The organism is Rhizobium sp. AN73, assembly GCF_030757975.1.
Classification (GTDB): Bacteria; Pseudomonadota; Alphaproteobacteria; order Rhizobiales; family Rhizobiaceae; genus Agrobacterium; species Agrobacterium arsenijevicii.
Genome location: NZ_JARWME010000001.1, coordinates 439,284 through 464,045, shown reverse-complemented (window position 1 = coordinate 464,045; position 24,762 = coordinate 439,284). Strand labels below are relative to the sequence as shown.

The following is a 24,762-nucleotide window of genomic DNA, read 5'->3' as shown; positions in this document are numbered from 1 at the left end:
TATACCTTATTGCCTAATTCAGTTCCAATTATCGGATTTTAATGGATGATATATTCACCAAAACCCTGGGGAACAGTATGGCAAAGCAATCGTCCAGCAATGTCGAACGCGGTGCGGAAATTCTTCTGGCGTTAGGCAATGCGGGCGTGGGCGGCATGAGCCTTGCTGAGATCGCCGAGGGGATCGGTGATGCAAAATCGGCGGTGCATCGGGCGCTGACCGGACTGTCGCATTACGGTTTTGTCGAACAGAGCGGCCGGCGCGGCAATTATAAGCTGGGTAGTGCGATCTATGCGCTGGCGCAGCGCGTGCCGGGCATCGGTGATCTGGTCGATCTCTTCCGCCCGGCGCTTATTTCCATCACGGCCGGCACGAACATATCGAGCTTCCTCATGGCGCGATCAGGTTTCGAATCCGTCTGCCTCGATTTCCAGCTTAGTGCAGCGCCGGTCCAGCCTTTGCTTTCGGGCGTCGGCGGGCGTCTGCCGCTTGGCATCGGCCATGCCGGCGTTTGCATGATGGCGCGGCTGGACAAGGAATCCCGCGAACGCATCCTCGAAATCAACGCCCCGCATTACGAACAATGGCAGATCGAGCCGGATACCATCCGCGCCGAGATCGAGATGTTCCTTGAAAAGGGCTATGTGACCGGCACGCGCAAAGCGGCAGGCTACGAGGTCTGGACGCTCTCCTTTGCGCCCGCGCCGGGTGATAATCGTTATGGCGAAACGGGGGTTTCTCTTCTGGCGCTGGCCAATAGCGTTTCGGACGAAGAGGCGCAGCGCTGCGTGGCGCTGATGGCGGAAGCGCTGCCCTATAAGTGGTTCGGCCTCAAGGCGTAACGCCGGATCATTTCCTGAATATGGGCGAGGCGCGCGCTGCGCGCCGGTTCGGCCAGCACGTCCCGCTCGAAGGTGAAACGAATGGTGTGCGCCGTGGAGACCGTTGCCCAGCACAGATCTCGAGATGGACAGCCAGAGTTCGACAGGGTCCAGCCCCGGGCGAAACACGCCAGCCAAGACGCCACGCTCCAGAATGCAGGCCACCATGCGGGAAATATTTCCGGCATACACCGTTTCCGGCTCCGATCTGCGGATGTTCTCGCCACCATGCAGGTTCTCGATGCCGACAAGCGTCAGGAAGCCCTGATTTTCCCGGTAGTAGTCAAAGGTGAATTCTGTCAGCCGATTGAGCGCCGCAACGGGATCCGTGGGCATGGCCAACGCTTCCTCGGCGTCGCGCATTGCCCGGTAAGCGTCTTCCAGCACATACCGGAACAGCACTTCCTTGCGGGAAAAATGCCGATAGACCAACGCCTTGTTAACGCCGGCCGAATGGGCGATGGCCTCGATGTTTGCGCCTTCCAGGCCGTGAGCAACAAATTCGCCTGCCGCAGCCACCAGAATGGCCTTGCGGGTGCGCAAGGTGCGCGCAGCATGTGATCCCGGCCCCTTTTCCTTCGCTTCAGTTGCCTGCGGTTTGTCGTTCATTCGTTTCTTCCCCCCATGGGCGGTGGATACCATCTTTGCCTCGCCTTGTCCCGCTTTCGGCAAAGGAGCGAATTTTGCTGCGTCGTCGCCGATACCCCTTTACAGGCCCCGTTGCTTCTGATTTTGTAACGACAACGTTACTGTTACACAAGAGCCAATCATGACCCCGCATATTCGTGTCGCATCCGACGTCGGCGGAACTTTCACCGATAGCATTGCCTATGACGAGACGACGAGAACCATCACGGTCTCCAAGGTGTCGACCACCCCGGTCAACCGTGCGCTCGGCACGCTTGAAGGCCTGCGCAAGGCGCTGGGCCTGCAGGGCGCTAGCGGTGCCGATGTTGCCTATGTCGGCCATGGCATGACAACGGCCACCAACGCCGTTATCCAGCGCAATGGCGCGAAGACGGCCTTTCTTACCAATCACGGCTTTCGCGATCTTCTCGAAATCGGTCGTCAGAACCGCCCGACGCTGTTCGATCTGACCAAGGTGAAGCCGGAACCGCTGGTGCCGCGCGAGCTTTGTTTTACGGCGCGGGGCCGCATTCTGCCGACCGGCGACGAGTTGCAGCCGCTTGACGAGACCGATGTGCGTGCGGCGGGTGAAGCGATGAAGGTGGCCGGCGTCGAGGCCGTCGCCATCCTTTTCCTGCACTCCTATGCCAATCCGGCCCATGAATTGCGCGCGCGCGATATTCTCGCTGAAATCCTGCCCGACGTCGCAATTTCCGCGTCCGTTGAGGTGAATGCCGAATTCCGTGAATACGAGCGCGGCTCCACGGCGGTGCTCAATGCCTATCTGCGCCCCGTCATGGACCGTTATCTCTCTTCGCTGTCAGGCATGTTGCAGGATGAGAAGGAAGGACTGGGGCTTGGCGCCGACCGTCCGGTAATGGTGATGGACGCCGCCGGTGGACTGATGAGCCTTGAAGGCGCGCGGCTGAAGCCGGTCCACACCGTTCTTTCCGGCCCCGCCGGTGGAGTGGTGGCCAGCGCCCATGTGGCGATGCTGGCGGGCATTCCTGATATCATCACCATGGATATTGGCGGCACCTCCACGGATATCAGCCTCATCCGGGCCGGGCGCCCGGAAATCACCCGTTCGGCCAGTCTCGAAACCGTGCCGATCCGCCTGCCGGTCATCGATATCAATGCCATCGGCGCGGGCGGCGGCTCCATTGCCTGGATTGATGACGGTGGCGCGTTGCGCGCGGGGCCGATGAGCGCCGAGGCCGTGCCCGGCCCGGTCTGCTATCGTCGTGGCGGAACGCTGCCGACCGTTACCGACGCCAATCTCGTACTCGGACGCTTCTCGCCGGAATCGCGTCTTGGCGGCTCGATGACACTCGATCTTGATGGTGCGATGAAAGCGATCGACGATGTTATCGCGACGCCGCTTGGCCTTGATGTCTATGAAGCGGCGGCGGGTATATTGCGCGTGGCGCATGCCAATATCGTGCGGGGCATTCGTGTCGTCTCCGTGGAGCGCGGCTACGATCCGCGCGATTTTGCGCTGGTGCCCTTCGGTGGTGCCGGGCCGATGCATGGCAGTCCCGTGGCCCGCGAACTCAAGATGCCGCGGGTGATGGTGCCGCCGACGCCGGGCATTCTTTGCGCGCTCGGCCAGCTTATTTCAGACCTGCGCCACGATTTCGTGGAAACCCATGTCGTCGCTTATGCGGCGATGAGCGAGGTTGAGGCGGCGGCTCGTATAGGGCGCCTGACGGATCGTGCCGACGGGCATCTCGATCATGATGGCGTCACGGCGGACCGACGCGAGATGGAGGTCCGCATCGACATGCGTTACCAGGGACAATCCTTCGAATTACCGGTTACGGTCGATCCTGATGAGACCGGCTGGTGGGCTGCTCTTCCTGCCCGGTTCCACGCGGCGCACCGTGCCCGCTTCGGCCATGCCGATGAAAACGCGGCCATCGAGATCGCCGGCTTCGGTGTTACCGGGATCGGCCGCATCGAAACGCCGGTTCTGCCTGAACTCGAGGACGGCGGCCCCACACCGGCGGCTGATGCCCTGACCGGCGAACGCCCCGTTTATTATGAGCCCGGCGATACCGGCGCGCGGGGTGCGTTCCACACGGCCGCTGTTTATGCCCGTGAAAAGCTCAAGGCCGGCAATGTCGTTTTCGGCCCCGCAATCGTCGAGGAAGTCTCCTCGACCACCGTCCTTTATCCCGGTGACCGTCTCACGGTTCACAAATCCGGCAGCCTGATCGTTGAGGTGGCAGAATGAGCATGTTCGATCCGATCCGTCTCGAAGTCCTGCGCAATGCGCTGGAAGCGACCGCGCAGGAAATGGGCGTGGTGCTGAAATGCACCGCGTTCTCACCCAACATTAAGGAGCGCATGGATGCCTCCTGTGCAATCTTTAATGCAGATGCCGAGCTTGTCGCACAAGCCGAGCATGTGCCGGTGCATCTGGGTTCGATGCTGAAGGCTGTGGGACCGACACTGGCGAAACTGCCGACGCTGAGGGAAGGGGATGTGGTTATCGTCAACGATCCCTTCGTTGCCGGTGCGCATCTGCCTGATATTACACTGATCGCGCCAGTTTTTGCTGAGGGCAAGCTCGTCGCTCACGTCGCGAGCCGTGCACATCATTCGGATGTCGGGGGCATGGAGCCCGGTTCCATGCCCGGCAGTTCCACGGAGATTTTCCAGGAAGGGCTGATCATACCACCGGTGCTGCTTTATGAAGGCGGCGTCGAACAGACGGGCATCATGCGGATCGTGCTTGCCAATGTGCGAACGCCGGAAGAACGGCGCGGCGATCTCAATGCCCAGTTGGCGGCGTTGAGGATCGGTGAGACGCGGCTTCAGGAAATGGCGGCGCGCTTCGGCGTGGATGGTTTGAAGGAAGGGCTGTCAGCCATTCTCGCCTATTCCGAGCGGCGCATGCTGAAGCGCCTCGCCGAATTGCCGCCGGGCCGCTACGAGGCCGAGGACTGGCTGGATGACGACGGCTCAAGCCCGGAAAAAGTCCTCATCAAGGTTGCGGTTGATGTCGCGCCGGACCGTCTGGTGTTCGATTTTGCCGGAACCGCGCCGCAGCGACGTGGCAATGTCAATGCGGTAGAGCCAATGACGCATTCCGCCGTGTTCTACGCCATCAAGATTCTGACGGATGCGACGCTGCCGCCGAATGCGGGCGTGTTGCGCCCGGTCGAAATTCGGATTCCGAAAGGCTCTTTCCTCGATGCCCAGCCACCGGCTGCCGTCTGCGCCGGCAATACCGAAACCACGCAGCGCATTGCCGACACGGTGCTGCGCGCCTTCGCACTGATCGCGCCGGAACGTATTGCCGCTGCCAGTCAGGGTACGATGAACCTTGTCGGCATTGGTGGGCGCGATCCGCGAAACGGGAGGGCTTACACCTATATCGAGACGATCGGCGGTGGGCAGGGCGGTCGGCCCTATGGGGCCGGGATGCATGGCGTGCATGCCAACATGTCGAACACGCTCAACACGCCGGTCGAAGCGCTGGAAATCAGCTATCCGCTACGCATCGAACGTTATGAGCTGCGCGAGGGATCGGGCGGAACAGGGCGCCATGCCGGCGGCGAAGGCCTCATTCGAGCGATTACGGCGGTGGATCACGAGGCGCGCGTTTCGTTGCAATCCGACCGGCGGGTGACCGGTCCCTACGGTCTGCTTGGCGGTGCCACCGGCGCGACGGGACGCAACTCCGTCACCGACAGAGGCGGCAACGTGACGCCGCTTGCCGGAAAGGGCTCCGTGACGCTGGCGCCCGGTGAAACGGTGATCGTCGAAACGCCCGGCGGTGGTGGTTGGGGTAGTCTGACCGGCGCGTGATGCCGGTCGCCTACTCTGCGAGATTGCGACCGGCGAAACGTCGTGCTGCCGTCCGCTTTTCTGCTTCAGCGACGGCAGACCGATTGAGATCCGGAGCCGGCTTTTAAGCCGGTTCGTTCATGCCTGACGTGAAAGAACCGTTTCGCTCTCCGCGTCGTGGATCAAACCCATGATGCTCTCGCTCATATCGGCATAGACGCCGTTGTTTTCGACAACGCCTTTGACGCGATAGCGATCCATCACGACGATGCGGTCTGCCAGTGCCACCATTTCCGGCATGTCGCTGGTAATGACGAGAATGGCGGTGCCGCTGTCTGCGAGCTCGCGCAGCAGATCATGCAGATAGGCCTTGGTCTTGATATCGATGCCGACGGAGGGTTCGTCGACGATCAGCAGTTTGACATCGGCTGCAAGCCATTTGGCGACGCTGATCTTCTGCTGGTTGCCGCCGGAAAGGTTGCCGACGGTCTGGCTGAGGCTTGGCGTCTTCACTTCCAGTTTTTGCAGGAATGGCGTCACCGCCGCACGGATGCGGCTGTCAGAAAGCACGCCGAATGCGTTCGAAAGCTTGCGCCAGATCGGAACGCCCGCATTGGCAAGAACGGAATGCTGGAGAATGAGGCCGTCGCCCTTGCGGTCCTCGCTGACATATCCGACGCCGTATTCGTGGATGGCTTCGGCAACGGAGCGAATGCGTGCGAGCCGGCCGGCGATACGGACGTCGCCTTCAGTAACCGCGAACTTGCCCATGATCGATTTTGCCAGTTCGGTACGACCAGCGCCCACCAGCCCGTAAAGGCCGACGATTTCGCCCTTGCGTACGGAAAGGCTGACGTCGCGATGGCCGATTGCGGTCGATACGCCTTGCAGTTCGAGTACCGTTGGTTTGTCTTCGACTGCACGTTTGCGCCAGCCGCCGCCGCCTTCGGCACGGCCAATCATCAGGCGCACGAGATCCTGTCGACCGAGACCTTCCATCGACCGGCTTTCGCAGGCGTTTTCGCCGTCCCGCAGAACAGTCACCCGGTCGCAGATATCAAGAACCTCCTCCAGCTTGTGGCTGACGAAGACGAGGCTTGCGCCGTCATCGCGCAGGCGGCGCAGAATGCGGAAGAGGTTGTCCGTTTCGCTCGGGGTCAGCGATGTCGTCGGTTCATCAAGCAGGAGAACCCGGCTTTGCAGGGAAAGCGCCTTGGCAATTTCCACCAGCTGCATCTGCGCGACGGAGAGTTCCGATACCGGCGTTGCCGGATCGATGTCCAGATTGAGAGCCTGCAGCCAGCGGCGCGCATCGCGGTTCAGTGCGGCGTAATCGATGGGTTTGAGATAATGCGCCCCGAGCTTTTCCATGTGGATATTCTCGGCAATCGAGAAGCGCGGAATGAGATTGCGCTCCTGGTGCACGACACCGATGCCGCGGGCGATTGCCTCGCGCGGATTGGCGAAGCGCACTTCCTCGCCATCGACGAGGATCTGGCCGCTGCTCTGATGGTGGACGCCGGTGATGACCTTGATCAACGTCGATTTGCCGGCGCCATTTTCACCGAGCAAAGCGTGGATCGAGCCGGGTTCCAGCGAAAAATTGACTCCCTTGAGCGCCCGAACGCCGGGGAACACTTTTTCGATGTTTTGCGCCTGAAAAACAGGTTGCTTGTCCATGATGTCAGGCCTTCCCTGTCTTTTTGCCGAGATGCGTTTCGCGCAGGCGGTTGATGCCGACGGCGGCGAGGATCATCGCGCCGAGCACCACCTGCACGAGGAACGGATCGATGGAGAACAGCACGAGCGCCTGTGTGATGATGGCGACGATGACGACGCCGAGCAGGGTTGCCCCGACGCTGACATGTCCGCCAGCCAGTACCGCGCCGCCGATGACGGGGGCCGCAAAAGACAGGATGAGCCAGTCATCGCCGATGGAGGGCTGGCCGATCTGCAGGCGGGAGACGAGCAGAATGCCGGCGACCGACGCCAGAAGGCCGGAAATGCCGTGGGCTACGATCATTGTCGTGCGGATCGAAATGCCGGAAAGTTCCGCCGCATGGCTGTTGCCGCCAATGGCGAGGATGAAACGGCCTATCGGCTGACGGCGCAGCATGAACCACAGCGCCAGTGCGATGATGATGGTGGGTGCTGCGAGCCACGGAACAGGACCGACGAGCAGGGCCGAGCCGAAAGCTTTCACCGATTCCGGCACGCCGTAGAACGGCTCCGCCCGGGTGATGCCGAGATTGATGCCCTTGTAGATCGACAGCGTGGCCAGCGTGATGACGAAAGCGGAAATGCCAGTGATGGCAATCAGCAGACCGTTGAGCATGCCGCAGGCGACGCCGATCAGCACCGCGGCAATGGCGGCCACCGGTGCCGGAAGCCCCCAGACCTGCATCAGGCCGGCAAAGGAGATTGCTGCCAGTCCGCCGATTGCGCCGACGGACAGGTTCATCTGGCCGATGGCGATGATGATCATCTGGGAAAAGGCGATGAGTGCATTGACCGCGATTGCCAGGAGCAGGATCTGGATATTGAAGGAAGACAGGAAGTTGGGGCTGAAGCCGCGGATAAGCGCGATTGCCAGCACCGTGACCAATAGGGGGCCGAACCAGTCGGTTCTGGCAAGGCGTAGAAGGGTGTTGTCGGTCGTCATCGTCCAGTCCTCAAGCCAGATTGCGCCGGGCGAGATAGCTTCGCCGCGCCTTGTCCATCAAAACCGCCAGCAACAGCAGCAGGCCGAGAAATGTCTGGACCCAGAATTCGCCGAGCTGGAGCAGCAGCAGGCCGCTGGTCAGCATCGTCACCAAAAGTGCGCCAAGACAGGTGCCGAGTACCGAAACCTTGCCGCCCTGCAAAAGCGTGCCGCCGAGAACGGGGCCGAGAAAGGCGGGCAAAAGCCAGTCCTGCCCGAGCTGACCCGCCATGGAAGGAATGGCAGCACCCGTGCGCGTCACCAGCATCAAGGCGGCGAGTGCGGCAAGCAGGCCTGACAGCATGTGACAGGCAATGAATATCCGGTCGACGCGAATACCGGAAAGCTCCGCCGCTTCCGGGCGTGCGCCCGCCGCCAGCATTTCGCGACCGAGAACCGTGCGCCGGTAGAGAAAGGACAGGGCGAGGGCCGTTGCGAGCGTGACGATAAGAAGCGGCGAGAAATATGTTGCGAGCTTCATCTTGCCGAAGGCTGCGAAGATCGGCGGCAGGCCACGATAGGCTTCGGCCCGCGTCAGGAAGATCATCACCCCGAAAAAGATGCTCATGGTGGCAAGCGTGATGATGAAGCTGTGCAATCCCGTGCGGATCACGGTCCAGCCGTTGACGAAACCGAGTGCGGCGCCTGTGGCGAGGCCGCCAATGAGTGCGAGCGGCCACGGCACGCCAAGCACTTCGATCAGATAACCGCAGGCCATGGCCGCTGAGACGCCGATCGCGCCAACGGCGAGATTGAGACCGCCGGTCACGATCACCGCCATCATCGACAGGCCGATCATGATGTTGATCGCGGCGCTGCGGCCAAGCGTGAACAGGTTAAAAGGCGAAAGGAACCCGCCTGCCGCCACGCCGAAAACGACGGCGAAGACGACGATCAGGAGAATGAGGCCGAACTCATTGGTAAGGAAAAAGCGGCCTTGCGAAAGGCTGGAGCCCATTCGTCTGTCGCCCTCCTGCGCGCCTTTTGTGAGCAAAGTATCGTTCACGGTCATGAAACTGTTCCGGTATTGGTTCGGTCCGAAGCGCCTACGCGGGTCGCTTCGCCACTACGCTGCCGTCTGAAAGAATATTTTCGGGCGGGGCTGATTGCCGGGCGCGGTCGTTTGGCGCCCGGCAATCGCTCAAGGCGTGCTTATTTGCAGCTCAGATACGTCGTATCGAAGTTGGTGAGCAGCTTTTTGGTCTCGGCGCGCATGGCGTCGATGTAGTTGTCGACCTTGGCGGCATCGACATAAGCGGTGCCGGAATCGATGAACTTGGTCGTCAGCGCGTTGGATTTGAACGGCGCATCTTCCTTCACCTTGCAGCCAGCCTGCAATTTGCTCAGCGCGAACGCGCCGACATAACCCTGGCCATAGGGGTTCTGAAGCATCGTACCGTCGACAAAGCCGTCCTTGATTGCTTTCAGCACGACTTCGTCATGGTCGATGCCGACCATGTGGATCCGCTTGTCGCCGATCTTACGCAGCGCGTTGGAGGCGACAACCGCCGGAACCCAGGCCGTGGTCACGATGCCATCCACTTCGGAGGCATGGGCGGCGAGGTAGGCGCTGATCTTTTCTTCCGCCGGTTCCGGCGCGTCGATATCGGCGATGACCTGAACGACTTCTGCGCCGGCCTCGTCAGCCGCTTTCTTCACGGCATCGATGCGAAGCTGGGTGTTGGGGTCGACAAGGAAACCGGTGAAATGGGCGATGCGTTTTTTGCCCGTTCCCATCGCCTTGATGAGTTCCTTGGTGCCGAGATAGGCCGAATTACCGGTGTCTGTGCCGAGGCAGAAGGCAGCGGGTGAGGGGTCCTTAAAGCAGCCGGCGCCGGCAATCACGTTTGCGCCGTTGCCGGTCAGTTCCTCGGCGGTCGATACCGCGCCGACGGGATCGCCGGGGAAAATCAGGAAGCCGTTATAACCCTGGCTGAGCAGGCTTTCGAGAAGCTGATTCTGCTGAGCCAGTTCCCATTTCTGCGGCACCTTATAGTCCGCGCCCGCAAGACCGAAGTCCTTGGCAGCGTCCTTGCCGGCCTGTTCCCAGGCGGCGAAATAAGGATGCGGGCCGCCCGGAACGAGGGCGACCTTGCTGGCGTCCGCCGCCTGCGCAACACCGCAGGCTCCAGCGCCGATGATTGCGGCAGCGACAAGGCTGCGCATGAAATACGTCATGTTTTTCTCCTCCTTGAAACGGTCTGCTTCTGCAAAAAGCGACTGGAAACCTCCCTTAATCGCTCTTTCTCCCAACAGCCGACTTGCGTAAGCACCATGGACACTAGTATACTTGTATCCAAGTAGCAATGAGATTTTCACGACGGCCTTTCAAAGGGGAGCGTTCATGACGAAAAACACCAATGCCGGTTTCACTGGGCGCGGCGGCTATCAGGACGCCGCTGGTTCGGGAATCGAAAGCGTGGAGCTTGTGGTCAATCGCTATGGCTCCGTTGCCGATCAGGTTCATGCGGCGCTGCGCGAAGCGATTGTTGAGGTCCGCCTCGCGCCCGGCGCGCCGATCAGTGAAAACTCGATCTGCCGCCAGTTTTCCGTTTCACGCACGCCGGTGCGCGCCGCCATCCAGCGCCTGTCGGAAGAGGGGCTTGTGGACGTCTATCCGCAACTTGGCAGCTTCGTCGCGCCGATCAGGCTCGGTGAAATTCAGGACAGCCATTTTATTCGCCGTTCGCTCGAAGTGGCGTTGCTGCGTGAAGTCGCGCCGAAGTGGACGAAAGAGATGAGCCGTACGATGCGCGACGTCATCGCCGAGCAGGAAAGGGTGATCGCGGCCAATGACGCATCCGGCTTCTTTCATGCCGACGAGGCGTTTCACCGGCTGCTTGGCACATTTTCCGGCCGCGAAGGCGTCTGGCAGGCGATCCTTGCCGCCAAGGTGACCCTGTCGCGGTTCCATCGTTATTGGGCGAAACCGGAACGCTTGCCCGCCGTGATCGAGGAGCATCTGGCCGTCGTCGACGCTCTCGACCGGGGCGATGCCGACGGCGCGGAGAAGGCGCTGGTGACGCATCTGGATATGGTTTTCGTGATCTACGAACAGCTGCCTGAAGAAGAGCGCAAGCATTTGTCCATTTGATAGTGGACGTGGAGGAGACAGAATGGAACTGAAGCACAAGACGGCGCTCGTTACGGGCGCGTGTGGTGGTATCGGCCGCGCCGTGGTTGCGGCGCTGGTGGCGCAAGGGGCGAGGGTGCTCGCCTTCGATCGCGACATCGAGGCTGTGACAGCGCTCGCGAACGGGTTCGGCGGTGCCTGCGATCCCGTCGCCGTCGATCTTGGTGACGCAGCGGCGCTGCAAGCCGTCATGAAGGATGTCGCCAATCGTTTCGAGGTCATCGACATCCTCGTCAACAATGCCGGGATTCTTTCTCCGCACAAGCTGGCCGCGACCAAGCTCGATGAATGGCACAAGCTGATGGCCGTCAATCTTGATGCCGCCCTGCTGCTGACGCAGGCCGTGGTTCCGGCCATGAAGGAAAACCGCTGGGGACGACTGATCAACATTTCGTCCTATGCCTGGAAATCCGGCGGTCTGACGGCGGGCACGGCCTATTCGGTTTCCAAATCGGCGCTGGTCGGCCTCACCTATTCGTCCGCCCGCGAACTTGCGCCATTCGGCGTCACCGCCAACGCGGTCGCGCCAGCCTATGTGGTTTCGCCGATGATCATGGAGCAATTGTCGGAAGAAGACCGTCAGCGCCAGCTCGCCGCCATTCCGGTCGGGCGCTTCTGCCAGCCGGAAGAGGTGGCGCATACCGTGCGTTTCCTTGCCTCGCCGCTGTCCGGTTTCATGACCGGCACCGTCGTCGACATGAATGGCGGCCTGCAATTCGGCTGAGATACGGAGAAATACGACCATGACAGACCGTCTTTCAACCCTTGCTTTGCCGCATCTGCCGCAAGACGTGCTTTTGCCCGCTTATGATCGCAATGCGGTGACGCCGGGCATCGTGCATCTCGGCGTCGGCGCTTTTCACCGGGCGCATCAGGCCGTGTTCATCGATGATTGCCTGGCGCGCGGCGAAACTGGCTGGGGCATCGTTGCGGCCTCGCTGCGCAGCCCCGACACCCGCGACGCCATCGCGCCGCAGGACAATCTCTATACTTTCTGCCTGCGTGACGGTGAAAACGAGACGCTGCGGATCGTCGGCTCCATCCTCGAGACCATCGTCGCCCCGGAAGAACCGGAACGGCTGTTGCAGGCCATGGCCGATCCACGGGTTCGGATCATCACTTTGACGGTGACGGAAAAGGGTTATCTCGCCGATTTGTCGGCGGGCACGCTTCTTCGTGATCATCCCGATGTCGTCCATGATCTCGCACATCCGCAAACACCGCGCTCCGCGCTCGGTTTTCTGCTGGAAGCGACAAGACGGAGGCGGGCAGCCGGGGCAGTGCCGCTGACTTTGCTCTCCTGCGACAATCTTCCGTCCAATGGTCGCATCCTGCACCGGCTTCTGGTGGAAATGGCGGGTCTGACTGATGAGAATCTCGCCGCTTTCATCGCGGAACATCTCTCCTGCCCCTGCGTCATGGTGGATCGCATCGTGCCCGCCACCACCGCCGTCGACCGCGAGCGTGTGATGGCGCGTCTTGGCTGCGAGGATGCCTGGCCGGTGATTGCGGAACCTTACTTCCGCTGGGTGATCGAGGATTGCTTTCCGCATGGTCGCCCCGGCATCGAGCTGTCGGGTGCCGAACTCGTCGATGATGTCGAACCCTATGAGCATATGAAGCTCAGGATGCTGAACGGCGCACACACGGCCATGGCCGCGATCGGCCAATGCAGTGGACTGGAGACGATCGCCGATATCTATGCCGATCCGCGTGTACGCGGTTACATCGATCGTTACTGGCGGGAAGTCGGTTCGACACTGGGCCCGGCCGTCAGCGGCCCGGACTATGTCGCCGGTCTGCGCCAGCGTTTCGCCAACCCATCCCTTCGCCATCGCGCCGCCCAGATCGCCTCGGACGCCTCGCAGAAAGTGCCGCAACGCATTCTTGCACCGCTCGCGGAACTGCGTGCCGCGGGCGCACCTGATACGGCCGCTCTTTTTGCCGTCGCCATGTGGATACGGTCCTGTGCGGCGCTGAACGAACGCGGCGAGCCTGTCGTCATGGCCGATCCGGCTTTTGCGGAATGGGGTGCCCCCCACCGGCAACGGCGAGGACCCGGACGCAATCATCGACCGGTTCTTAACATTCCGTCGCGTCTTCGGACCTGAATGGCAGAACGACGAGGCATTCGTCACGGCGCTTCGGGCGGCCTATCACGACATCGTCCAATACGGCGCGCTCGGCGCCATCGAACGGCATTTTTCGGAGGAGTAGAATATGAAGGAAACCTGGCGCTGGTTCGGAGAATCGGACCCCATCACCCTTGAGCATGTGCGGCAGACGGGTGCCAGCGGCGTTGTAACGGCGCTGCACCAGATCCCCGACGGCACGGCGTGGCCGGCGGAAGAGATCGCCAAACGCAAGGCGATGATCGAGGCGGCCGGTCTGGAATGGAGCGTTTGCGAATCCATTCCGATGGAACAGTCCATCAAGCGCGGCGATGCCGATGCGCCGAAGGCGATTGCGCGCTGGAAGGATACGCTCGTCCGTCTCGGCCGCGCGGGCGTTCCCGTCGTCTGCTACAATTTCATGCCGGTGGTGGACTGGACGCGTACGAACCTGCGCTGGCAGGCACGTAACACCGGATTGGCGCTGCGCTTCGAAATGGTGGATTTCGTCGCTTATGACATCTTCATTCTGAAACGGGTCCGTGCTGCAGAAAATTACGACCCTGCGCTGGTGGCGCGGGCTGAAGAGCGTTTTGCGCAAATGAGCGAGGACGACCAGTCGCTTCTGGAGCGCAACATCATCGCCGGCCTGCCGGGCGGCGCGCTGGTGCAGACGCGCGAATCCATCGCCGCGCTGATTGCTTCGTTCGATGGCATCGACAGCGCCACCATGCAGGGCAATCTTCTGGCCTTTCTGAGGGAGGTTGTGCCGGTGGCGGAAGAGGTGGGCGTGCATCTCGGCATCCACCCTGATGATCCGCCGTTCTCCCTGTTCGGCCTGCCGCGCGTGGTGTCGACACCCGCCGATATTCGCGCCATCCTCTCGGCCGTTGAAAGCCCGAACAACGGTATCACCCTTTGCACCGGCTCTTACGGCGCCCGCAGCGACAACGATCTTGTGGCGATGGCACAGGAATTCGCATCCCGCATCAATTTCGCCCATCTTCGCAATGTCACTGTCGAAGCGGATGGTTCCTTCTTCGAGGACGATCATCTGGATGGCGGTACGGACATGATCGGCGTCATCGAGGCGCTGTTGCGTGAAGAGCGAGCCGCCGCCAAAGCCGGCCGCCGGACCAATATTCCGATGCGGCCGGATCACGGCCATCTGCTGGGTGACGACATCACCAAAAAGACCAACCCCGGATATTCCTACATCGGTCGCATGAAGGGTCTCGGTGAACTCCGTGGTGTCATCCGCACCGTCGAGCGTCAGCTTCGCCGCGAGGAGGGTGCCGTATGAAAACCCGCAGACTTGGCCGCACGGCGCTGTCGTTGACGGAACTTTCCTTCGGCGCGGCCGGCATCGGCAATCTCTACCGCAGCGTCAGTCGCGAAGATGCGATGGCGACGCTGCAAACCGCGTGGGACGCCGGTATCCGCTATTTCGATACCGCACCCTATTACGGGCAGGGCCTTTCCGAACGCCGTACCGGCGATTTTCTCCAGACGAAGGAGCGTGGTTCGTTCGTGCTTTCGACCAAGGTCGGACGGATACTGAAACCGGCTGAAGAGGGTGTCACGCCGGATTACGGTTTTGTCGAAGCGCTGCCTTTCGTGGTGGAATACGATTACAGCTATGATGGCATCATGCGGTCGCACGAGCAGAGCCTTGCCCGGCTTGGCCTTGGTTCTGTGGATATTCTTTATGTCCACGATCTGGAGGCGACCACTCTCGGCGAAGAGGCTTATCACCACCATTTCGGAATCTTCACCGAAAGCGGCATCGAGGCGCTGCACGAGTTGAAGGCGAAAGGCAAGATCGGTGCGTTCGGCCTTGGCGTGAACGAGGTTCCGGCCTGCCTGAACCTCATGGAGATTGACGAGATCGACTGCATCCTTCTCGCGGGCCGTTATACGCTGCTCGATCGGTCGGCTTCCGCAAAGTTGCTGGGGCGTTGTGCGGAAACCGGCACCTCGCTCATCATCGGCGGTGTGTTCAACTCGGGCATTCTTGCAACCGGCGCAAGGCCAGGCGCGACCTTCAACTATAGCGAAGCGGCACCTGAAGTCATGGAGCAGGTACGTGCCATGGAGGCCCATGCCGCCGGCCACGGCGTCGCGCTTGCCGCCGCCGCCCTGCATTTTCCGCTGCAAAACACCGATGTCGCAAGTGTGCTGATCGGCACGGCAAAACCGGACAGTCTCCGGCGCAACCTGTCCATTTTCGAAACCACCGTGCCGGACGCCGCCTGGGCTGGTTTTGACGCGCTCGCTCTCGAAGATTGACCGCCACGACTGTGAGGAGGACGCCATGGATTTGATTGATACCCACCAGCATCTGATCTTGCGGGGCAAGCTCGGTTATGCCTGGACGCGCGGAGAGCCGAACCTTGCGGGAAGCTTCACCCGGGCGGATTATGCAGGGCTTGTCGAGGGCTGCGGCGTGATCGGCACCATCTTCATGGAAAGCGGGGTGGACGACGGCGATTATCAGGCGGAGGCTCGCCTTATCGCTGGCTTGGTCGGCGAAGGCGCTGTGCCGATGTTCGGCCAGATTGCCAGCTGCCGGCCGGAAATGGACGATGGTTTCGACGCCTGGCTGGAGGAGTGCCGCCACCTCAACGTGGTTGGTTTCCGACGCATCCTTCACGTCATGCCCGACGACCTCAGCCGTGCGGAAAATTATCGACGGAACGTGCGCACGATTGGAAAGGCCGGATGGCCGGTCGATCTGTGTTTTCATTCCCGCCAGCTTGGCATTGCTGCCGAACTCGTCGGGGCCTGTCCCGACATGCGCTTCATGCTCGACCATTGCGGCACGCCCGATATAGCCGGAAACGATTTTTCGGCGTGGAGCGAGCGCATGGCCCGCCTGGCCGAACTGCCCAATCTTTTCGTCAAACTCTCTGGCGTCACCGCCTATCGCGCGCCGGGGTACGCGACGCTGGAAAGCGTGGCGCCCTATGTGGAAACCGTGCTCGACCTGTTCGGACCGGAGAGAATGGTCTGGGGCGGCGACTGGCCGGTGGTCGATCTCGGCTCGGGTCTGCCGGAATGGATCGACATGACGAAGCAGCTTCTTTCGACGCTTTCGCCAGACGAGCAGGCATTGATCAGCCACCGTAATGCCAGACAGTTTTATCTGGCTGCATCGACCACGCCCTGGTCCCAATCGTGGCTGAGACCTTGATTAAGGTCATCCAGCCCCGATCGGGTCACCCTTTAGCGCCGTTCAGTTGACAGGAACTGATTGAACCGCAGGGATTTCGGAGACGCAAACATCTGCGCGGGTTCGCCTTCCTCCTCGATTTGCCCCTTGTGGAGGAAAACGACCTTGTTGGAAACCTCGCGTGCAAAGGCCATTTCGTGCGTCACCACCAGCATGGTCCGTCCTTCCTCGGCGAGTGAACGCATGACCTTCAGGACTTCGCCGACGAGTTCGGGATCGAGAGCCGATGTCGGCTCGTCAAACAGCATCACCCTGGGACGCTGGGCAAGCGCACGGGCGATTGCCGCCCGCTGTTGCTGACCGCCCGACAGGTGGCCGGGATAGGCATGCCGCTTGTCGGCAATGCCAACCTTTTCGAGCAGCGCTTCCGCTTCTGCGATGCATTCGGCACGGTCACGACCCTGCACATGGATCGGCGCCTCGATCACGTTCTCCAGAATGGTCATGTGTGACCAGAGATTGAAGCTCTGGAACACCATGCTGACATGTTGTCTTATCCGGTCCACCTGCCGTCTGTCCGCGGGCACCGCCTTGTTGCCGCGCGTCTTCATTCTGATGGTTTCGCCGGCGATGGTGATGTCGCCGCTATCGGGTGTCTCGAGCATATTCACGCAGCGAAGCATGGTCGATTTTCCGGAACCGGACGAGCCGAGAATGGAGATGACGTCTCCCTCCTGTGCTTCCAGATTAATACCCTTGAGGACCTCGACCGGGCCGAACGACTTGTGGAGGTTACGCACCGAAACAGCGGCGACGTTATTTTCTTCGACGGCTACGGGGTTCAGCTTTGTGCTGGCCATTGTTCCCTCCTTCATGCGGCTTGCGCCGGTTGCAGACGCAGGTGCGGTGAAAGCCCGTACTCGACAATCGCAACGATGCGCGTGAGTATCAGGTTGATTGCCAGATAGATCGCACCGGCGACGCAGAACACTTCAAACGCTCTGAAACTGTCGGCAATCAGTTTACCGGCCAGTCCCGTTACTTCCATGATCGTGATAACCGAGGCGAGCGCCGTCGCCTTGACCATCAGGACGATCTCGTTGCCGTAGCCGGGCAGCGCCTGCCGGAAGGCTATCGGGAAGATGATACGCCTGAAAAGCAGGAGGCCGGACATTCCGCAGGCGCGTGCCGCTTCCACCTGTTGTGCCGGAACCGATTGCAGCGCACCGCGGAAGATCTCGCCGGAATAGGCGGTGGTGTTGAGCGTCAAGGCAATGACGGCGCACCAATAGGGTTCGCGCAGGATCGTCCAGAGGCCCCACGCCTGCAACGTCGGGCGAAACTGTCCCAACCCATAATAGATGAGGAATATCTGGACCAGAAGAGGCGAGCCGCGGAATACGAACACGTAGGCACTGGCGAATCTTTTGCCGGTTACGCCGCCGAAAACGGCAAGGACGGCGAGCCCCGTTGCAAAGAGCGTTCCCGCCGATATCGAAATCGCCGCCATGCTCAAAGTCAGTGGCAATCCCTTGATAAGGGTCTCGAATGTTTCGAGGAGGAAGGTGAAATCCATCAGATGGCCCTCCTGAAGCCGCGCATGGCCCGGTTTTCCAACCGCCCGAACAGGATTGAGGAGACCCAGGTGATCACCAGATAAAGCATAAGTGCGGTGAGGTAGAATTCGAACGGCTTGCGGGTCGAGCCGGCAGCTATCTGTGATTGGCGCAGGATTTCAACGAGACCGGTCACCGATATCAGTGCCGATTCCTTCAGCACCAGTTGCCAGGTGTTGCCAAGCCCCGGCGTGGCGTAACGCAGCACAAGCGGAACGATGATGCGGCGAAACTTCCGCCATGGCCGCATGCCGACCGAATCCGCTGCCTCGAGTTCTCCGCGCGAAACCGCGCGATAGGCGCCGCGCAGGACTTCAGCCTGATAGGCTGCCGAAACGATGCCGAGGGCAACCGTACCCGTGAGGAAGGCCGGCATGCCGATATAGCCGTCATAGCCTGCGAAAGCGCCGATGTAGCTGAGCAGCGCACCGCCGCCGAAATAGAAGAGATAGACCACGAGAAGATCGGGTACGCCGCGCAGCACGGTCGTGTAACAGCCGCCGATCCAGCGCAGTGGGGCGATCGATGAAAGCTTCATGCCGGCAATGATCGTGCCGAGTACCGACCCAACCAGAAAGCCGCAGACGGAGACGGCGATTGTCACCATCATGGCCGAGATCAGAAGACCGCCCCATCCTCCCTGTCCGAAGCCGACAAGCGCGACATAGTTTTTGATTGCATCCATTGGTTCCCCTTTTTTTATAGTTCAGGCCAGCCCGGATAGTCGCCGGTGCTGCCAGATCCTCTCAAGCTTCGACATGTTCTTGAGGGAGCTTTGTATATGCGCGCTGGCCGCCCTGGCCGCAGCCTCCGGGTCGCGGGCGATGATGGCGTCCGCAATTGCCCGGTGTTCGTCGAGGTCGGTATGTTCGAGATCGACCCACAGAACTTCGAGCCACAGCGCCAGCCGAAGCTGCTGGTAAATCTGGTCCGTTACCCGGACGAGCGCTTCGTTCTTCGTTGCCTCGGCAATGACACGGTGAATGTGGAGGCCGAGGTGGAGGTTCTCCGCCGCCGCCGAAGGCGTCATGGTGTCGGCATCCTTCAACGCCTCCATCTGGTCGATGACGCCCCGCAGACGCTCCAGATCTTCATCCGTTGCCTTTTCGCAGGCCAGTTTCGCCGCGCATACGTCAATCGCCTCGCGCACGACGAGAAGATTGCAGAAGCCGGTTATATCGAGGTCTGCGACAGTATAGCCGAGATTGCGCTGACCAGTAATCAGGCCCTCCTCTTCCAGCTTCATTAGTGCCTCGCGAAGGGGGTGCGGCTGACGCCGAAACGTTTGGCCAGGGTGTTTTCCGAAAGACGCTCCGAGGGACGAAGCTGCCCGTTGAGGATCAGATCCTTCAGCTGGCTATATGTCGCCTCCCGCAGCGAAACTTTGGGTTCTTTAACTTTTGCGGACACCGTCGCCTCATTTCTCTCGCCACTGGCGAAGCTTCCCGTCGCTTGCTTTCCGGTCTGTATCAGCAAGGTAGGGTTCAAATTTCTAGCTTGCATCCAAGCTGATGTACAAATATGTATACAACATTGAGCACATCAATCAATCATCTTTTCTCGGTCTTGAGAGATGAAAGTCGGGGTGCTCATTCGAGCGCTGAAACACGGGTCACGGGAGGGGAAATGACAGAAATTCTGGACATAGACGCGCTTCGCGCCCGCTTCGGCAAAGCATCCGGCGGGGATGTCTTTGACCCCGAATTTGCGCAGGTGGCGAGGCTGGTTTTTGGCGAAGGCGACAGCCGACAGGCGCCCTATTGCGGGTTGCCGTCGCTGCTGCGCGCGCCCTATCGCCCGGATCTGGCGCCCTCGTTCGAGGGTCTGGATGTGGCGCTTCTCGGCGTGCCGATGGACCTTGGCGTCACCAACCGTCCGGGTGCGCGGTTCGGGCCGAGGGCGGTTCGCAATGTCGAGCGCGTCGGACCCTATGAGCATGTCCTGAAGGCGGTGCCGACGGCCCATGTGCGTGTTGCCGATGTCGGCGACGTGCCATTCCGCAGCCGTTTCGATCTTGCTTCGTCGCATGAGGACATCGAGCGTTTCATAAGTTCGATCGTCGATGCCGGGGTGGTGCCTCTTGCGGTCGGCGGCGATCATTCCATGGGGTTGCCGGTTTTGCGCGCCATCGGGCGCGACCGGCCGGTCGGCATGATCCATATCGACGCCCATTGCGATACGGGCGGCTCGTTCGAAGGCTGCAAGTTCCACCATGGCGGCCCGTTCCGTCAGGCCGTGTTGGACGGTGTCCTTGATCCCCGGCGGACGATCCAGATCGGCATTCGCGGCAATTCCGAATATCTCTGGGAGTTTTCCTACGCTTCGGGAATGACGGTCATTCATGCCGAAGAAGTGGATGAAATAGGCCTGAAGGCCGTGATCGCCAAGGCGCGCGAAATCGCCGGTGATGGTCCCACCTATGTCAGTTTCGATGTGGATTCGCTCGACCCGGCGTTTGCGCCGGGGACGGGAACGCCGGAGGTGGGCGGCCTCACATCGGCGCAGGCGCTCGGGATTCTTCGCGGCCTTAAAGGTCTCGATATCGTCGGCGGCGATGTGGTGGAGATCGCCCCGCAATACGACCCCTCGACGAACACCGCACAAGTGGCCGCACAGGTTCTGTTCGAGCTGCTCTGCCTGGCGGCCGAGGCCTTCACAATCAGAAAAACATCAGGGGGAGATGCCTGAATATTTGAGAATTCAACCGCCGAGCATGAATGCGAGGCCAAACAAAGGGGAATGATAATGAAAAAAATGAAACTCATCACCGCCGCGATGCTGCTTGCAGCAACCGGTGCCCATGCGCAGTCGGCACCCAAAGAGATCACCATTGCGACGGAAGGTGCCTATGAGCCGTGGAACTTCACCGGGCCTGATGGGAAGCTGGCGGGTTTCGAAGTTGATCTGGCCAACGACCTCTGCGCCAAAATGAAGATCAAGTGCACCATCGTTGCCCAGGACTGGGATGGATTGATCCCGTCGCTCAACGCCAAGAAGTTCGACGCGATCATGGCTTCGATGATCGTCACGCCGAAGCGCCTCGAAGTTATTTCCTTCAGCAAACCATACGCTTCCACGGCTGCGACCTTCATGGTGCAGAAGGATGGACCGCTGGCAAAGCTGCCGGGAACCGGTACGACCGTCGATCTGAACGGCGAAGCCGCTGCCGTCGACGCCGCCCTGAAGCCGGTGCGCGAGGCCATCAAGGGCAGCAGCGTCGGAGCCCAGGTCTCGACCGCCAACGTCGCATTCCTCGACAAATATCTGAAGGACGTGGTGACGACCCGCGAATACAAGACGACCGAACAGCACGATCTCGACCTTCAGTCGGGACGTATCGACGCCGTCGTAGCCCAGAAAACTGCTTTGACCGCAACGCTCGCGAAAGCCGAATTCAAGGACTATGCGCTGGCTGGCCCGACATTCACCGGCGGCGTCTTCGGCCAGGGCATCGGCGTTGGTTTGCGCAAGGACGATGCGGCGCTGAAGTCGATGTTCGACACTGCGATCGATGCGGCAAAGGCCGATGGGACGATCGACAAGCTGGCCCAGAAATGGATCAAGACGACCGTCAACTAAAGCGGGAACGACCGTAACCACGATAAAGGCCCGGCAGGCACCTTAGGAGATTGCCGGGCCGACCGAATGCGCGCCTGCGCTTTGCACGACCGATGGAGAAACCGACGTGACGGCTCTGCTAAATTCACTGGAAGCACGGGATACCGCCTTTGTGCTGCACCCCTACACCAACGCCTCGCAACACCTGAAGGATGGCCCGATGGTCATTGCCAAAGGCGACGGTGTCTATGTCATCGACAATGATGGCAACCGGTATATCGAGGCATTGGGTGGATTGTTTTGCGCATCCCTCGGTTTCAGCGAGGCGCGTCTCGTCGAGGCGGCCTATCGGCAGATGAAGGAATTGCCCTTCTATCACAGCTTCGGCGGCAAATCGCATGAAACGGCGATTGAACTGGCCGAGCGCTTGATCAAGCTCTCGCCGGTGCCAATGTCGAAGGTGTTTTTCGCCAATTCGGGTTCGGAAGCCAATGATACCGCGATGAAGCTGGTCTGGTATTATCACAATGCGATCGGCAAGCCGGAGAAGAAGAAGATTATCTCGCGGCACAGGGCCTATCATGGCGTCACGATCGCATCCGCAAGCCTGACGGGCCTTGCCAACAATCACCGCGACTTCGACCTGCCGATAGACCGGATCCTGCATACGGACTGCCCTGAATTTTACCGTTATGGTCATGAAGGTGAAACCGAAGAAGAGTTCGCCAGCCGCTGCGCCGCATCGCTTGAGCAGCTGATCCTCGAGGAAGGCCCGGAAACCATCGGCGGCTTTTTCGCCGAGCCCCTGATGGCATCGGGCGGCTGCATCGTGCCGCCCGCGACCTATTACGAAAAGATTCAAACCATCCTGTCGCGTTATGACATTCTGCTGATCGCCGACGAGGTGATCTGCGGTTTCGGCAGGCTGGGTACCATGTTCGGTTCCGAAAGCTTCGGCATGAGGCCTGATATCATCACCATGGCCAAGCAATTGTCAGCGGCCTATCAGCCGATCTCGGCCATCATGATCAACAGCAGGGTGCACGAGGCCGTCGTGGCCGAAAGCCAGAAGATCGGCACCTTCGGACACGGCTTCACCTATAGCGGCCACCCCGTTGCCACCGCCGTCGCGCTGGAAACACTGAAGATCTATGAAGAACGGGACATATTGGGCCACGTCAATTCCGTCATACCGCTGTTTCAACGACGGCTGCACGGTCTTCAAGACCACCCTCTTGTCGGCAATGTGCGTGGCCGCGGCATGATCGGTACGCTGGAACTCGTTCGCGACAAGGCGACCAAGGAGGCTTTCAAGCCCAGTGACGGCGTCGCGATCCATGCCGGCAAGCGCGCTCAGGCGCACGGTGTCATCACGCGCGCGCTTGGCGACAACTTCTCCTTCTGCCCGCCGCTGATCATGACTGAAGCGGAGATCAACGATATGTTCGATCGCTCAACCAAAGCGCTCGACGAAACATATGACTGGGCAAAGACCAGCAATCTCATCTGACGGGGAAAACCATGCGGAACTTTGAACAACCCGGACGTTCGCTTGTCGTTGCGCGCAACGGCATGGCTGCCACCTCTCATCCTCTGGCGACGCTCGCCGCGATTGAAATCCTCAAGGCAGGCGGTGCTGCAATCGATGCGGCGGTGGCGGCCTGTGCCGTTCAATGCGTGGTCGAAGCCGGATCGACGGGTATCGGCGGCGATTGTTTTGCGCTGCTGGCGGCAAATGGTGGCGACAGGATAGTTGCCTTCAACGGCTCCGGCCGCACACCGGCAGCCGCCGATCTGTCCTGGTACAGGCAAAAGGGCATTACGGCGATTGAACGTTCCTCCCCGCACGCCGTCACCATTCCGGGCGCGGTCGATGCCTGGACGCGACTTGTTGCTGACCATGGGCGCATGTCCATGTCTGAAATCCTCTCGCAGGCCATCGCACTTGCAAGGGGCGGATACGCCATCACGCCGCGTGTCGCGTCCGACATTTCGCACCAGAAAGCCATGCTTCTGCGCGAGCCTGCAACACGCCGCACCTTCCTTGCGAACGACGAGGCACCGCAGGTTGGAGCCGTTCAGTACCAGCCCGAGCTCGCCGATACGCTCGAAGCTATCGGCCGGGATGGTCGCGACGCTTTTTATCGCGGTTCCGTTGCCGAAGAGATGGTCTCTTATCTGCGCGAGAGAGGCGGCCTTCACACGAAAGAGGATTTCGCTGAGGCTGCGGGGGAATATGTGACGCCGATCAGCGCGGATTATCGCGGCTGGACGGTGCATGAATGCCCGCCGAACGGACAGGGCATCATCGCCCTGATGATCCTTAAAATTCTGGAACGTCACAGGCCGGCGGGAGACCCGCTTGCTGCCGACAATCTGATGCGGGAAGTGGAAGCGACGCGGCTTGCTTATGCGGCCCGCGATAAATGGCTTGCAGACCCTTCAGTGTCGGGCGTGCCCACGGACTTCCTGCTGTCGGATGCGCTCGCCGACGAGTTGGCCTCGAAGATCGACCTCAAGCGCCCGGTCGATGCCAAAACGATAATCGGCGGGGTTGCCCACTCCGACACGGTCTATATTTCGGTCATCGATAAGGATCGCAATTGCGTGAGCTTTATCAACTCGATCTTTCACCCTTACGGCAGCGGTCTGATGGCCCCCAAATCGGGTGTGCTTTTCCACAATCGCGGTCAGAGCTTCGTTGTCGAAGAGGGGCATCCGAATGCGATCGGTGCCCGCAAGCGACCGATGCACACCATCATTCCCGGCATGGTGACGAGAGACGGCAGAAGTGTCTTGTCCTTTGGCGTTATGGGAGGACATTATCAGGCCATGGGCCACGCCCAGTTTCTGTCGAAGCTGTTCGATTATGGTATGGATATGCAGGCGGCCATCGAACTGCCGCGCCTGTTCCCCCTGCCGGGAACCGCAAAGGTGGAGATGGAAGAAAGCGTTCGCCTCAAGGTCGGTGAAGTCTTCAGGGAGCGCGGTTTTGACGTACAGCCGCCCAATTGGGCAATCGGCGGCGCGCAGGCGATCTGGATCGATTGGGACAACGGGTCTTTGCTCGGCGCATCCGATCACCGCAAGGATGGTTGCGCGCTCGGTTATTGATCGGCTCTGAAACGCTGCCAAAAACAGATACGGGCGACGAGGAAAAGCGCCCGA

Annotated in this window: 20 protein-coding genes and 2 pseudogenes; 13 read left to right on the top strand and 9 right to left on the bottom strand. The window is 60.6% G+C overall.

All coding sequences use genetic code 11. From position 1 onward, the window contains the following. Positions 1-77: 77 nt before the first annotated feature. Positions 78-842, top strand: coding sequence for an IclR family transcriptional regulator (locus RBH10_RS01970; protein WP_045019526.1), 765 nt, complete (start codon positions 78-80; stop codon positions 840-842). A 174-nt stretch (positions 843-1,016) separates the two neighbouring features. Here RBH10_RS01970 and RBH10_RS01965 read toward each other — a convergent pair. Beyond that, positions 1,017-1,490 (bottom strand): annotated as a pseudogene (locus RBH10_RS01965) (TetR/AcrR family transcriptional regulator); the annotation flags it as partial. 160 nt (positions 1,491-1,650) lie between these two features. Here RBH10_RS01965 and RBH10_RS01960 point away from each other — a divergent pair. Next, positions 1,651-3,744 (top strand): hydantoinase/oxoprolinase family protein, encoded by a 2,094-nt coding sequence (locus RBH10_RS01960; protein WP_281038527.1) that lies wholly within the window; start codon positions 1,651-1,653, stop codon positions 3,742-3,744. After that, positions 3,741-5,324, top strand: a complete 1,584-nt coding sequence (locus tag RBH10_RS01955) for a hydantoinase B/oxoprolinase family protein (RefSeq protein WP_281038528.1) — start codon at positions 3,741-3,743, stop codon at positions 5,322-5,324. Before RBH10_RS01960 ends, RBH10_RS01955 begins: the two co-directional genes overlap by 4 nt. Positions 5,325-5,441: 117 nt before the next feature. Here RBH10_RS01955 and RBH10_RS01950 read toward each other — a convergent pair whose 3' ends face one another. From RBH10_RS01950 to RBH10_RS01935, 4 genes are all read right to left on the bottom strand, one after another. Next, entirely contained in the window at positions 5,442-6,983 is a 1,542-nt protein-coding gene (locus RBH10_RS01950) for a sugar ABC transporter ATP-binding protein (protein WP_281038529.1), read from the bottom strand. A gap of 4 nt (positions 6,984-6,987) precedes the next feature. Continuing rightward, entirely contained in the window at positions 6,988-7,965 is a 978-nt protein-coding gene (locus tag RBH10_RS01945) for an ABC transporter permease (RefSeq protein WP_112953981.1), read from the bottom strand. Between the two features lie 10 nt (positions 7,966-7,975). Continuing rightward, on the bottom strand, positions 7,976-9,016 hold the full coding sequence (locus RBH10_RS01940; RefSeq protein ID WP_153314741.1) for an ABC transporter permease: 1,041 nt from the start codon (positions 9,014-9,016) through the stop codon (positions 7,976-7,978). Positions 9,017-9,156: 140 nt separating this feature from the next. Beyond that, the gene (locus tag RBH10_RS01935) at positions 9,157-10,182 is read right to left on the bottom strand and encodes a sugar ABC transporter substrate-binding protein (RefSeq protein WP_281038530.1); all 1,026 of its coding nucleotides are present in this window, start codon (positions 10,180-10,182) and stop codon (positions 9,157-9,159) included. A 166-nt stretch (positions 10,183-10,348) separates the two neighbouring features. Here RBH10_RS01935 and RBH10_RS01930 point away from each other — a divergent pair, with 166 nt between their 5' ends. The 6 genes from RBH10_RS01930 (at position 10,349) to RBH10_RS01905 (ending at position 16,441) form a co-directional block, all read left to right on the top strand. Next, positions 10,349-11,098 (top strand): GntR family transcriptional regulator, encoded by a 750-nt coding sequence (locus RBH10_RS01930; RefSeq protein WP_281038531.1) that lies wholly within the window; start codon positions 10,349-10,351, stop codon positions 11,096-11,098. A gap of 22 nt (positions 11,099-11,120) precedes the next feature. After that, complete coding sequence (locus tag RBH10_RS01925) at positions 11,121-11,861, top strand: SDR family NAD(P)-dependent oxidoreductase (protein WP_281038532.1); 741 nt, start codon at positions 11,121-11,123, stop codon at positions 11,859-11,861. Between the two features lie 19 nt (positions 11,862-11,880). After that, positions 11,881-13,248: a mannitol dehydrogenase family protein gene (locus RBH10_RS01920; protein WP_306180398.1), complete on the top strand. Its 1,368-nt coding sequence runs from the start codon at positions 11,881-11,883 to the stop codon at positions 13,246-13,248. A 109-nt stretch (positions 13,249-13,357) separates the two neighbouring features. Then, the gene (gene uxuA, locus RBH10_RS01915; RefSeq protein WP_281038534.1) at positions 13,358-14,551 is read left to right on the top strand and encodes a mannonate dehydratase; all 1,194 of its coding nucleotides are present in this window, start codon (positions 13,358-13,360) and stop codon (positions 14,549-14,551) included. Further along, positions 14,548-15,537: an aldo/keto reductase gene (locus tag RBH10_RS01910; RefSeq protein ID WP_281038535.1), complete on the top strand. Its 990-nt coding sequence runs from the start codon at positions 14,548-14,550 to the stop codon at positions 15,535-15,537. The genes uxuA and RBH10_RS01910 overlap by 4 nt, the downstream gene beginning before the upstream one ends. Positions 15,538-15,562: 25 nt before the next feature. Next, a complete protein-coding gene (locus RBH10_RS01905) occupies positions 15,563-16,441 on the top strand; it encodes an amidohydrolase (protein WP_281038536.1) in 879 nt (292 codons plus the stop codon). A 32-nt stretch (positions 16,442-16,473) separates the two neighbouring features. Here RBH10_RS01905 and RBH10_RS01900 read toward each other — a convergent pair whose 3' ends face one another. The 4 genes and pseudogenes from RBH10_RS01900 to RBH10_RS01885 all read right to left on the bottom strand — a co-directional run bounded on the left by RBH10_RS01900 (position 16,474) and on the right by RBH10_RS01885 (position 19,389). Further along, on the bottom strand, positions 16,474-17,280 hold the full coding sequence (locus RBH10_RS01900) for an ABC transporter ATP-binding protein (protein ID WP_281038537.1): 807 nt from the start codon (positions 17,278-17,280) through the stop codon (positions 16,474-16,476). Positions 17,281-17,291: 11 nt separating this feature from the next. Beyond that, positions 17,292-17,996, bottom strand: a complete 705-nt coding sequence (locus RBH10_RS01895) for an ABC transporter permease (RefSeq protein ID WP_281038538.1) — start codon at positions 17,994-17,996, stop codon at positions 17,292-17,294. Next, the gene (locus tag RBH10_RS01890) at positions 17,996-18,721 is read right to left on the bottom strand and encodes an ABC transporter permease (RefSeq protein ID WP_045019494.1); all 726 of its coding nucleotides are present in this window, start codon (positions 18,719-18,721) and stop codon (positions 17,996-17,998) included. The genes RBH10_RS01895 and RBH10_RS01890 overlap by 1 nt, the downstream gene beginning before the upstream one ends. A gap of 21 nt (positions 18,722-18,742) precedes the next feature. Next, positions 18,743-19,389, bottom strand: a pseudogene (locus RBH10_RS01885) (GntR family transcriptional regulator). A gap of 273 nt (positions 19,390-19,662) precedes the next feature. Here RBH10_RS01885 and speB point away from each other — a divergent pair. From speB to RBH10_RS01865, 4 genes are all read left to right on the top strand, one after another. After that, on the top strand, positions 19,663-20,724 hold the full coding sequence (speB, locus tag RBH10_RS01880; protein ID WP_281038539.1) for an agmatinase: 1,062 nt from the start codon (positions 19,663-19,665) through the stop codon (positions 20,722-20,724). 57 nt (positions 20,725-20,781) lie between these two features. Further along, a complete protein-coding gene (locus RBH10_RS01875; protein WP_372339762.1) occupies positions 20,782-21,615 on the top strand; it encodes a lysine/arginine/ornithine ABC transporter substrate-binding protein in 834 nt (277 codons plus the stop codon). A gap of 106 nt (positions 21,616-21,721) precedes the next feature. Further along, positions 21,722-23,104, top strand: coding sequence for an aspartate aminotransferase family protein (locus tag RBH10_RS01870; RefSeq protein WP_281038541.1), 1,383 nt, complete (start codon positions 21,722-21,724; stop codon positions 23,102-23,104). Between the two features lie 11 nt (positions 23,105-23,115). Next, on the top strand, positions 23,116-24,708 hold the full coding sequence (locus RBH10_RS01865; protein ID WP_281038542.1) for a gamma-glutamyltransferase family protein: 1,593 nt from the start codon (positions 23,116-23,118) through the stop codon (positions 24,706-24,708). Positions 24,709-24,762 lie beyond the last annotated feature (54 nt).

Excerpts from the sequence above, each read along its gene's own strand:
- RBH10_RS01920 (WP_306180398.1), top strand. The coding sequence starts at position 11,881 with ATGACAGACCGTCTTTCAACCCTTGCTTTGCCGCATCTGCCGCAAGAC.
- RBH10_RS01895 (WP_281038538.1), bottom strand. The coding sequence starts at position 17,996 with ATGGATTTCACCTTCCTCCTCGAAACATTCGAGACCCTTATCAAGGGA.
- speB (WP_281038539.1), top strand. The coding sequence starts at position 19,663 with ATGACAGAAATTCTGGACATAGACGCGCTTCGCGCCCGCTTCGGCAAA.
- RBH10_RS01935 (WP_281038530.1), bottom strand. The coding sequence starts at position 10,182 with ATGACGTATTTCATGCGCAGCCTTGTCGCTGCCGCAATCATCGGCGCT.
- RBH10_RS01950 (WP_281038529.1), bottom strand. The coding sequence starts at position 6,983 with ATGGACAAGCAACCTGTTTTTCAGGCGCAAAACATCGAAAAAGTGTTC.
- RBH10_RS01960 (WP_281038527.1), top strand. The coding sequence starts at position 1,651 with ATGACCCCGCATATTCGTGTCGCATCCGACGTCGGCGGAACTTTCACC.
- RBH10_RS01930 (WP_281038531.1), top strand. The coding sequence starts at position 10,349 with ATGACGAAAAACACCAATGCCGGTTTCACTGGGCGCGGCGGCTATCAG.
- RBH10_RS01900 (WP_281038537.1), bottom strand. The coding sequence starts at position 17,280 with ATGGCCAGCACAAAGCTGAACCCCGTAGCCGTCGAAGAAAATAACGTC.
- RBH10_RS01875 (WP_372339762.1), top strand. The coding sequence starts at position 20,782 with ATGAAAAAAATGAAACTCATCACCGCCGCGATGCTGCTTGCAGCAACC.
- RBH10_RS01955 (WP_281038528.1), top strand. The coding sequence starts at position 3,741 with ATGAGCATGTTCGATCCGATCCGTCTCGAAGTCCTGCGCAATGCGCTG.
- uxuA (WP_281038534.1), top strand. The coding sequence starts at position 13,358 with ATGAAGGAAACCTGGCGCTGGTTCGGAGAATCGGACCCCATCACCCTT.
- RBH10_RS01970 (WP_045019526.1), top strand. The coding sequence starts at position 78 with ATGGCAAAGCAATCGTCCAGCAATGTCGAACGCGGTGCGGAAATTCTT.
- RBH10_RS01945 (WP_112953981.1), bottom strand. The coding sequence starts at position 7,965 with ATGACGACCGACAACACCCTTCTACGCCTTGCCAGAACCGACTGGTTC.
- RBH10_RS01890 (WP_045019494.1), bottom strand. The coding sequence starts at position 18,721 with ATGGATGCAATCAAAAACTATGTCGCGCTTGTCGGCTTCGGACAGGGA.
- RBH10_RS01910 (WP_281038535.1), top strand. The coding sequence starts at position 14,548 with ATGAAAACCCGCAGACTTGGCCGCACGGCGCTGTCGTTGACGGAACTT.
- RBH10_RS01925 (WP_281038532.1), top strand. The coding sequence starts at position 11,121 with ATGGAACTGAAGCACAAGACGGCGCTCGTTACGGGCGCGTGTGGTGGT.
- RBH10_RS01865 (WP_281038542.1), top strand. The coding sequence starts at position 23,116 with ATGCGGAACTTTGAACAACCCGGACGTTCGCTTGTCGTTGCGCGCAAC.
- RBH10_RS01905 (WP_281038536.1), top strand. The coding sequence starts at position 15,563 with ATGGATTTGATTGATACCCACCAGCATCTGATCTTGCGGGGCAAGCTC.
- RBH10_RS01940 (WP_153314741.1), bottom strand. The coding sequence starts at position 9,016 with ATGACCGTGAACGATACTTTGCTCACAAAAGGCGCGCAGGAGGGCGAC.